Origin of the sequence: Endozoicomonas numazuensis (assembly GCF_000722635.1) — a bacterium.
GTDB classification, from domain to species: domain Bacteria; phylum Pseudomonadota; class Gammaproteobacteria; order Pseudomonadales; family Endozoicomonadaceae; genus Endozoicomonas_A; species Endozoicomonas_A numazuensis.
In genome coordinates this window covers 1,005,430-1,014,761 of the sequence record NZ_JOKH01000001.1, presented here as the reverse complement: position 1 = coordinate 1,014,761, position 9,332 = coordinate 1,005,430, and the positions used below count along the sequence as shown (strand labels likewise).

Below are 9,332 nucleotides of genomic sequence, written 5' to 3'. Positions count from 1 at the left end.
AGAGGGTGTCTTAAAAGCCAAAATTCAAACCCAGTGAGGCGCTTTGCTCGGTGTAGAATGACACTTCATTGGGACTCTTTCCCAGCTGTCCATTTTTTCTATAAATGGGTGACACTTCTCAAACAACGCCCAGAGAAGCCAGTTGTACCATAAAATAGCGTAAATATTGGCCTTTACAGCCCTACTCAGGTTGTAAGCCAGCAAGTGCAAACCAAATTCCAGTTTAACCTTTTCCAGCCCCTTGCGACGGAAGCGGTTTAATCCCTGTACATCCCGTAAATAGGCAAACACAGGTTCAACCATCGCCTTCCTTTTGCTGAAAGACTTTTTGGCTTTCGGATGCTGCATAACCTGCCTCAGTGCATCTTTAGCATCATCCATTGCATAGCGCTTTATGCGCCGCCCCTTCTTATTGCTCGTGCATTTATCTTTGAGAAGGCAGCCTTCGCAAGGCCCATTGCCATATATCTTCTGCTCCTTTGTGCGAGCGCTCCCTTTTATCTTACCAATGGGAGTCAACTCTTTTCCTGCAGGGCAACGATAAACGTCATTGGTTTCATCGTAATAAAAATGTCCCTTCTGGAACTTTTTGGATTCTTTGGGTTTGCCTGGTTCTTTACCCTCAGGGCATAGCAGGCTGATATCGTGCTCCAGACTGGTTGCAATGACTTCATCATTAAAATAACCAGCATCCAATAGCATTTCATCGACTGGTTTACCCGTGATCTGCATTGACTGATCAAGCATTGGATTTACGACAGTAGTTTCATTGGTAGGGTCTACAGCCTGAGCCAGTACCACCCGCTTGTTATTAGCTAATACGGATGGCTTGTAACTCGTTGTGTACCCTCGCCCCCGTTTCATCTTTTGGACAACAGCTTCAGGCTCTGTAGGGCTTACGACAGCACTTTCTGACTTACCGTTCTTCTTTCGCTTCGCGTTGCGTTCAACGACTGCTTCGAGAGCACTGCTGGCCATCTCCAGATTCTTTTGGCTTTCAGGGCAATCTGGATGGTTGTCAGCTTGCGTTTGTGCTGCTTCATGCACCTGTTGCGCAGCTTCCTGCTTCATCAGGTTGTAATTTGAGCAAGCGGCTTCTATAACGGTCCCATCACCAGCCAGACAACTTCCATCGGAGTCTGTTTTTTTGAGAACGGCTCGTGTCAGGCTTTCAAAGAAAGCACCGGTCATGGACTCGCTGTGCATATTGATGAAGCGACCAATAATGGCATGGTCTGGAAAAATCCCTCCGGTAACCCACATACAGCCAAGATCGACACGGGCTAATCGTTCCAGAGTTCTCAACGAGGTAATGCCTTGCATAATGCCATAGAGAATCAAACCCATCATATTACGGGGTGAATAAGGAGGACGTCCTTCTAATGCATACCTTTGCTCAAAATCAGACCAGTCCTGTTCATCAAGAAGGGATGCAACGGTAAAAGGTGTTTTTTGACCGGTTAGTTCAAGGTGCTCTTTCAGGTTAGTGTTGCCAAGAGTGATTGCGTTGGGGTCAGGAGCAACAAAACGTCGTTTGCCTGTTTTGTTGGCTGATCTTTTGGATTCATCCTGTTTTTTGTGATCAGAACTACTGGCTGTACCTGAAAAAATATCGAGCTGTGGAGCAGTATTAATTTTTATTTGAGTTCTTGTCGTCATGCTGAAGCCGGTAAAGCTACTTGAATATACAGATTACCGGCTTGTAGTAGGTTTTGCGACACCCTCCCTAGCTGGGGGAGGATGTCAAGAGTGCTTTTATCTTTTCAGCACTTTCAGTCATAGGAATTCTTGAAAGTGCCTGGAGTCATAAAAAAACGGCAGAGCCTTTTTTATGATGAAAGACTTCGCATCTCTGAACGTTTAGTGGCGTTTACAACAATCTCTTTTTGTTCTTCCTGACTGGCTCGACTCCATCGAGCTATTTCGTTACGACTGCGAAAACAGCCAGTACAAACCTGGTCTTCGTTAAGTGCGCACTGACGGATACAGGGGGATTCTACTGGGTTCATGATTTATCGCTTTTAGCTACTCAATACTTAACAGGTAATAACTTAACTGGCCGGCCGTTTTTGTTTTGATAACTGACCAGTTTGAAGGTATGGGCAGAGGCGACAGTTCTTTTTCAACCTCAATGTAAACGAGTGTGCCGCTGTGAATGTAATCATGGGTGTTGAGCAGACGACAAGTTTCTTCCAGTAGACCTTGACGAAAAGGTGGGTCCAGGAAAATCAGGTCAAAAGCCTGATCAGCAGGTTGCTGTAACCATTTCAGACTGTCAGTGCGAACGACGGTAGCATTCTCAGCCTGAAGGGTTTTCAAGTTTTCTTTCAGCAGTTTAGAGGCCTCTGAAGCAGCTTCAAGCAGGGTCGCTTCTTTGGCACCACGGGACAGCGATTCCAGAGACAAAGCCCCGGTGCCACTGAAACAGTCAAGAACTCTGGCACCTAGAACATAAGGTGCCAGCCAGTTAAACAGGGTTTCTCTCACGCGGTCAGAGGTAGGTCGCAAACCAGACAGGTCCGCGACAGGCAGTTTACGACTGCGCCACTGGCCGCCAATAATTCTTAACTGTCCGCCACCTTTATTGGGGCGTTGTTTGACGGCAGGTCTTCGCGCCATCGATCACTCCTGTTAATAGCATTGAAGCAGTCCCAGGGGGAGAGGGTTCAAGGCAAATAAAGGCGTGATTGTACATCAGTTACCAAAAGAGATAACCACAGGTTTCTGAGGAGATACCAGTATTTCCAGCAGGCTGCTTGCAGAGGCTGTTTCGCTGGTGTGTTTGCAGGCAAGACTGGGGGGGAGTTTGTGGGAAGGGGGTAGACAGTTCAACTTCCAGATTAATGAAGTCCTCCCTGATCAATGGGGCGTACTTTCAAGGAAGAGTGTCTGGGATTGAGGCAATCACTGTTGAAGTAACCGCGGTTTTGTTACTGGCTTTCCGGAATATGGTGCTCGAAAAAACTCAGCATAAGAACACCCAATATGACGGCCAGGCTCCAGTATAAGATGTGTCTACTGGATAGTGGCTGATCCTGATCCTGATCCTGATCCTGATCCTGATCCTGATCCTGATCCTGATCCAGGACGTGACTCAAAAAAATGTAATAGGTTTCAGTGCTTGTTGGTGATAGCAAGTGCCAGCAGCAGGTAATACGCGCTGCTATCCACTCTAGGAGGCTGACCGAGAATAGACAGCCCGGCCTAAAATCCAGAAAGAACGGCCATCTTTTCCACTGAATTTGCTTAAATAGGTCAACTATTCGCACAAATCCAGTGAAAAAGCTGACTCGTTCTACTGAATTTTATGCTCGGACGCTATTCTCGGTCAGCCTCCTAGCTTTTAATCGAAAGGTCCGAGGGGATTGGAGCGTCCAGTGCAAGGAAAGTTCACTGCAGCAGCGGATAGTGAGTAATAATGAGGTCAGGAGTCTGTTTACGGGTATTTTCATTGTAAAAAGCTTCATTCGTAAATAGCTGTAAGATAGGATACACAGTTCTAGAAGGCTGACCGAGAATGGTATTTGCTCTTGATTAGCCTCCTGAGACCCACCTGCTTTAATACGGTGACCCTTTTAATCCATTCTGATGAAGTAGTTTATGTTCGGTTCTCGCAAGAGTGATGAGAAAACGGCTAAGCGACGTTTTTGGCCCTGGGGGCGCAAAGAAGAGAAAGAGAGTGAGCCAGCCCAGGTTGTAGATGAGAGTCCGAAAACCGAGCCGGTAGCAGCTCCCCAGGAAACAGTTGCCCAGGCTGAAGTCGTAGAGACAGTGGTAGAGACAGCAGAGGAAGTGCCTTCTGTTGAACCAGTCCAAGCCGAGTCCGTAGAAATAGAGCCAGTACAAGAATCTCAGGCCAAGGTTGAAGTGACTGAGGATATTCCTCAGGAGCAGGCTTTCCAGACCTTGGAATCAGAGCCCGTTGAAGTACAGGCTGAGCTGGTAGAGGAAAAGACGGAAGAGGTAGCAGAGACCCCGGTTGCCGCTGCCCCTCCCGTGATAGCAGAAACAGTCGAGCCTCAGGAAGAGAAAAAGGGTTTTTTCTCTCGTATGAAGCGAGGGCTTGGCAAAACTCGAAACGCTTTTGTTGATGGCGTTGCAGAAATTTTCGTCGGTAAAAAAGAAATCGATGAAGAGCTGCTGGAAGAGTTGGAAACACAGCTTCTGGTATCTGATGTAGGTGTTGAAGCCACAACAGAAATTATTGAAAAGCTGACCAAAAAAGTGAAGTACCGGGAACTGGGCGATGCGGATGCCTTGATTGCAGCCCTGAAATCTGAACTTAAGGAAATTCTTGAGCCTGCAGACAAGCCTCTGGTCATTGATGAGCAGAAAACCCCTTACGTTATTCTTGTTGTGGGTGTTAATGGTGTCGGTAAGACGACAACGATTGGTAAAGTGGCGCGAAAGCTTCAGGATGAAGGTCGTAAAGTCATGCTGGCTGCGGGTGACACGTTCCGTGCTGCTGCTGTAGAGCAGTTGCAAGTCTGGGGTGAGCGGAACGACATCCCGGTAATTGCCCAGCACACCGGGGCTGACAGTGCTTCTGTTCTCTATGACGCTTTTGAAGCGGCTAAAGCTCGTGGTGCAGATGTGTTGATTGCCGACACAGCCGGTCGTTTGCACAATAAAGACAACCTGATGGAAGAGCTTCGTAAGGTGAAGCGGGTTCTGGGTAAGCTGGATGATTCGGCTCCCCATGAAGTACTACTGGTACTGGATGCGGGTACAGGTCAGAACGCACTTAATCAGGCCAAGATATTCCACGAGTCTGTGAATCTGACAGGTATGGCGCTGACCAAGCTGGATGGTACTGCAAAGGGTGGGGTCGTATTTGCCCTGTCTAAGCAGATGAAACTGCCTATCCGCTTTTTGGGCGTTGGAGAGCAGATTGACGATCTGCGGCCCTTCTCAGCCGACGAGTTTGTTGAAGCCCTGTTCGACCCGATTGAGTCATGAGCTAAAACTGCTTGAGTATAAGTGTGTGAAGCGGGCTGGCTTTACTTCACAGACAGCAGTGTTCTGAAAAGGCAGACGGAGATTAAACTGGTCTCTGTCTGCAGCCATGAGTGAGGAAAAATATTTTGTGCCAGCTTCAGCATAAAAACGGTTAAGGCAAAATGTTTTTCACGGTAAACAGTCATGAGCGAAACGAATAAAGTAGCAGGGAAGTCCTGAATGATACGCTTTGACAATGTCACCAAGCGTTATCCCGGAGGGCACGTGGGGCTGGATAAGACCAGCTTTCACCTGCATCGGGGTGAAATAGCTTTTCTTACCGGTCATTCTGGAGCAGGTAAGAGTACTCTGCTGAAACTGATTATGCGGATGGAGCAACCTACCTCCGGCAGTATCTGGGTAGGAGGGCACGATACCAGTAAACTTGGGCGTGGCCAGATTCCCTATTTTCGCAGAAATATCGGTCTGGTCTTTCAGGACCATCAACTGCTCTTCGATCGATCCGTCTTTGATAATGTTGCCTTACCTTTGATTATTGCTGGTCACACCCGTCACGAATGTGCAGGCCGGGTTCGTGCTGCCCTCGATATGGTGGGGCTTTTGGATAAAGAAAAAATGAATCCGACACAGCTTTCTGGTGGTCAGCAGCAGCGTGTAGGGTTGGCCAGGGCGGTTGTTAATCGACCTCCGCTCATTCTGGCTGATGAGCCCACGGGTAATCTCGACCCTAAGCTTTCTGCTGAAATCATGCAGTTATTTGAAAGTTTTAATCAGGTAGGCGTTACGGTTCTGGTAGCCAGTCATGATCTGGCTCTGGTTGCTCGTATGCGTCATCGTATCTTGACCCTCGATCAAGGGTATCTGGTGAATGACCAGGAGGTACGTTAAACGTGTTTCCCAAAAAAAGTGTCAGGAATAAAGACGGTAGTCGAAAAAAACAGTCTGAAGCAGCAGTGCCGAAAGAAGCTGAAGTTGAGAGAGGCGCAGCCAGAAGAGAGGCTACCGGCTTTTCAATGGCCTACCTGAAAAGTTTGCATCGACAGGTGGCTGGTGATTCATTGCGGCGTATTTTTAAGACGCCTTTTGCTTCTTTTTTGAACTGCCTGATGATTGCAGTGGCTTTCACGTTACCGGCAATTTTGGTGTTGCTATCTAATAACCTTCAGACGCTTGGGCATGGCTGGGAAGGTCAGCCAAGAATCTCGCTCTATCTCGAAAACAAACTGCAACGTGATCAAATTAATCGTCTCAGGGTTGAAGCCAGAGATGATCCGCAAGTTGAGCAGTTTCTATATATCAGCCCAGATGAAGGCCTGACTGACTTTCAGGAACGAGCCAAAATGAAGGGAGTCATTGATGCTCTGGGTTTTAACCCCTTGCCAGGGGTTCTTGAGTTGACGCCCGTTCAGGGCTTGAATCCAGAGCAGCTTAATGAACTGATGAAAAAATATCAGGTCAAAGAGGGGGTGTTGGAAGCAAGATTGGATCAGGAATGGATCAAGCGCTTGCAGTCAATGACGCAGTTGCTGGAGCGTTTTACCGTCATACTATCAGGGCTTCTTGGGATTATTGTTCTGTTGACGATAGGTAATACTGTTCGTCTCAGTGTTGAGAGTCGTCGGGCTGAAATCAAGGTCATCAAGCTGGTGGGTGGAACCGATGGTTTTGTCACTCTGCCGTTCCTGTATATGGGAATGTGGTATGGACTGGGTGGCGCTCTTCTGGCATTGCTGATTATTTTGGGATTCCTGGCGGGTTTGATGTCTGGAGTGCTGGAGTTGGCAGCCTTGTATGGCAGTGATTTCACACCTGAAGGTCCGGGTTTGACAATGTTCTTATCATTGCTGGCATCCGGGGTTTTTCTGGGGGTGGCAGGTGCAGCAGTGAGCTGCTATCGTCATATCCGTACGATTGAAGAGCAACCTGTCTAGAAACCTTTTCTGACAAGGTGCGACCGTTTTAAGACTGTTTTTATAGTATTTTGATCGTAAAAAAGCGTAAAGTGGCTTGGGTTAGGAAGTCTGATTTTTGTTATTATTGAATTGAAAGCCAGTTTGTTGTTTTTGGAGTTTGAATTAAGTCGAGCGCCTTTTTTGCGCTTAACCGGAGTTAGTGATGGGAACCAGTTTACAACCAGTTGATATGTTAGTCCCGGGGCAGAATATAGATGCCTATGTTACAGGGGTCAGCGCTATTGCTGTGTTGTCTGTCGAGCAGGAAAAAGGTCTTACAGAGCGTCTGTACTACAAGAATGATCTGGAGGCCGCCCGTCAGCTGGTTATGTCTCACCTGCGTTTTGTCGTCCATATAGCCAGAAGTTATGGTGGCTATGGATTACCTCTGGCAGATCTGATTCAGGAAGGTAATGTAGGCTTGATGAAAGCGGTAAAGCGTTTCAATCCTGAAGTTGGCGTTCGTCTCGTCTCATTTGCTGTGCATTGGGTCAAGGCTGAGATTCATGAATTTATCCTGAAGAACTGGCGTATTGTGAAGGTGGCGACCACCAAGGCGCAGCGTAAACTGTTCTTTAATCTTCGCAGTTCCAAAAAACATCTTTCCTGGCTCAGTAATGATGAGGTTAAGGCTGTTGCTACTGATCTTGGTGTTGAAGCCAAGGTAGTCCGTGAAATGGAAGGGCGAATGGCGGGTCAGGACACAGCCTTTGATGGTTATGCGGATGACAGTGATGACAATGGTGCTTATGTCGCCCCTGCTCATTATCTGGAAGATCAGCGTGCCGACCCTGCAAGGCTGCTGGAAGACTCTGACTGGTCTGAGTCTTCGGTTTCTTTGCTGAGAAATGCTCTGGCCACATTGGATGAGCGCAGTCGAGATATCCTTCAGAAGCGCTGGCTTAACGAAGACAAGGCTACATTGCATGAGCTGGCTGATCATTATGGTGTATCGGCAGAGCGAATCAGGCAGCTGGAAAAAAATGCCATGAAAAAGGTGAAAGGCTCCATGCAAGCCTGACGTTTTGTTTGCCTGCTCTCTTTAAACACCCGCACTTAGTTGCGGGTGTTTTTGTTTGGAGATAAAAGGAGGGGGAAGGTACTGTTATCTATAGTTTCTATATAAAGTCTCTCGAATAGTCATAAATGCTCAGGATGAAGCGATGATTGAACGGCCAGGAGCGCCCCCTCCCAGTAGTCAAGATCCCTCTAAAAACCCCGGGTCCTCAGCTCGGCCTGAGACAGTCAGGGTGTTTGGTTACAATATCAGGGTTGGTTATGCCGGAAAAAAAATTCTGTTAATTGGTCGGGGACTCAAAAGATTTGGAAAGATCTTGATTTCCTCTCGGCTCATTAAGGTTTTTTACACCAAGCCAAAAATTAAGCCTGCCTTTATAAGGTCTGAAGCGCCGGTAAAAATAATGTCTCCAGAGGCGCGCCCTGGTACTCCTGAGTTAATGAAACAACGAAGAGAGCTGTTGATCGCAGACAATAACAATGAAGCAGTCAGGTTAATGAAAGGGCTTATTACGGCTATTCAAGAAGAAGATATTGGAGGGGCGTTTCAGTCGCTTTATGAATTCAGGCAAGCATTAGTGTTAAAAACGGCGTTGGAAAGAAAGGGAGAGTTTGATGTTGCTGACTTGATGGAATATGCAGAAGTTTCTATCGACTCTCTAGAGCTGAACCATGAAGCTTTATCCTCCCTGAAAGGAAAAGAGCACTTTCTTGCAGAGCTTACAGCTCTGATTCGGATAATGGACTCCGCTCGTTTTCAAGGGGAGCTTGCCAGCTCAAAACTTTCAAAGAGTGCCCTTGCATGTTTGGGTAGGCAAAACCCGTTATTGATTGTGCAGCAGAAGCTGTTTCCTGGTTTTGACCTTGCCGATGAAAGTGCAAAACTAAGTGCAGCTGAAGTGGGTCCAATAAAATTGAATCAATGTTTTGCTGCTTTATACAACTCTAGGACTCGCCTGGAAGAGGAGATGGAGAGTCTGGTTGAGAGCATCGCAACTGGTGCTGTTGAGCATATCCCCATGCAAATTGATTATCTTCTCGAAGCTATTGTTGAAGAGATTAATGAGCGTGGGGGAGAGTTGGATCAAGATCATATTTTGGGCCATTTGAGAAATGCTCTGGGCGCCATGGTGCTATCGGAAAGAAAGGGAGAGGCTATTCGTCAGGCTTGTCTCCAGAAAGACAGCAAATTTCTGCAATTCATGGCGTCAGTTCAGGAAAGGATGGCAGAGCCAGCAGAAAGTGAATTTGAAGAATTAAGGCGTAACGCCAGTATGATTCTGAATGATTTGATTTGTCGTCAAGTGGATCTTGGTGAAGATGAAGTTTCTGAAGCATGGGATGCTGCTAATAACGAGTTGAACCAGGCTCGAATTGAATTGGCAGCTAAACCGGGTAATAAGG

Annotated in this window: 9 protein-coding genes (1 of these 9 running past the window's edge); 5 read left to right on the top strand and 4 right to left on the bottom strand. The window is 47.2% G+C overall.

Features of this window, described 5'->3' with window-relative positions; genetic code table 11:
* Positions 1-24: 24 nt before the first annotated feature.
* The 4 genes from GZ78_RS04565 to GZ78_RS29810 form a co-directional block, all read right to left on the bottom strand.
* Positions 25-1,659, bottom strand: a complete 1,635-nt coding sequence (locus GZ78_RS04565) for an IS1182 family transposase (RefSeq protein WP_051785764.1) — start codon at positions 1,657-1,659, stop codon at positions 25-27.
* A gap of 170 nt (positions 1,660-1,829) precedes the next feature.
* Positions 1,830-2,009, bottom strand: coding sequence for a DUF1289 domain-containing protein (locus tag GZ78_RS28100; protein ID WP_169741416.1), 180 nt, complete (start codon positions 2,007-2,009; stop codon positions 1,830-1,832).
* Between the two features lie 16 nt (positions 2,010-2,025).
* Complete coding sequence (rsmD, locus tag GZ78_RS04560; protein ID WP_034833098.1) at positions 2,026-2,619, bottom strand: 16S rRNA (guanine(966)-N(2))-methyltransferase RsmD; 594 nt, start codon at positions 2,617-2,619, stop codon at positions 2,026-2,028.
* Positions 2,620-2,930: 311 nt separating this feature from the next.
* Positions 2,931-3,137, bottom strand: coding sequence for a hypothetical protein (locus GZ78_RS29810; RefSeq protein WP_034833096.1), 207 nt, complete (start codon positions 3,135-3,137; stop codon positions 2,931-2,933).
* A 463-nt stretch (positions 3,138-3,600) separates the two neighbouring features.
* Here GZ78_RS29810 and ftsY point away from each other — a divergent pair, with 463 nt between their 5' ends.
* From ftsY to GZ78_RS04530, 5 genes are all read left to right on the top strand, one after another.
* Positions 3,601-4,959, top strand: coding sequence for a signal recognition particle-docking protein FtsY (ftsY, locus tag GZ78_RS04550; protein WP_034833094.1), 1,359 nt, complete (start codon positions 3,601-3,603; stop codon positions 4,957-4,959).
* Positions 4,960-5,178: 219 nt separating this feature from the next.
* A complete protein-coding gene (gene ftsE, locus GZ78_RS04545; protein WP_034833093.1) occupies positions 5,179-5,847 on the top strand; it encodes a cell division ATP-binding protein FtsE in 669 nt (222 codons plus the stop codon).
* A gap of 2 nt (positions 5,848-5,849) precedes the next feature.
* Positions 5,850-6,890, top strand: a complete 1,041-nt coding sequence (gene ftsX, locus GZ78_RS04540) for a permease-like cell division protein FtsX (protein WP_051785816.1) — start codon at positions 5,850-5,852, stop codon at positions 6,888-6,890.
* Between the two features lie 184 nt (positions 6,891-7,074).
* Positions 7,075-7,932 (top strand): RNA polymerase sigma factor RpoH, encoded by an 858-nt coding sequence (gene rpoH / locus GZ78_RS04535; RefSeq protein WP_034833090.1) that lies wholly within the window; start codon positions 7,075-7,077, stop codon positions 7,930-7,932.
* A gap of 400 nt (positions 7,933-8,332) precedes the next feature.
* Positions 8,333-9,332, top strand: the 5' portion of a protein-coding gene (locus tag GZ78_RS04530) for a hypothetical protein (RefSeq protein ID WP_152558547.1). Its footprint extends 185 nt past the window's final position; 1,000 of the gene's 1,185 nt are visible here — the first part of the coding sequence; it begins with the start codon at positions 8,333-8,335; its stop codon lies beyond the right edge, outside the window.

Coding starts and splice junctions, on each gene's coding strand:
- GZ78_RS28100 (WP_169741416.1), bottom strand. CDS start 2,009: ATGAACCCAGTAGAATCCCCCTGTATCCGTCAGTGCGCACTTAACGAA.
- GZ78_RS04565 (WP_051785764.1), bottom strand. CDS start 1,659: ATGACGACAAGAACTCAAATAAAAATTAATACTGCTCCACAGCTCGAT.
- ftsY (WP_034833094.1), top strand. CDS start 3,601: ATGTTCGGTTCTCGCAAGAGTGATGAGAAAACGGCTAAGCGACGTTTT.
- ftsE (WP_034833093.1), top strand. CDS start 5,179: ATGATACGCTTTGACAATGTCACCAAGCGTTATCCCGGAGGGCACGTG.
- rsmD (WP_034833098.1), bottom strand. CDS start 2,619: ATGGCGCGAAGACCTGCCGTCAAACAACGCCCCAATAAAGGTGGCGGA.
- rpoH (WP_034833090.1), top strand. CDS start 7,075: ATGGGAACCAGTTTACAACCAGTTGATATGTTAGTCCCGGGGCAGAAT.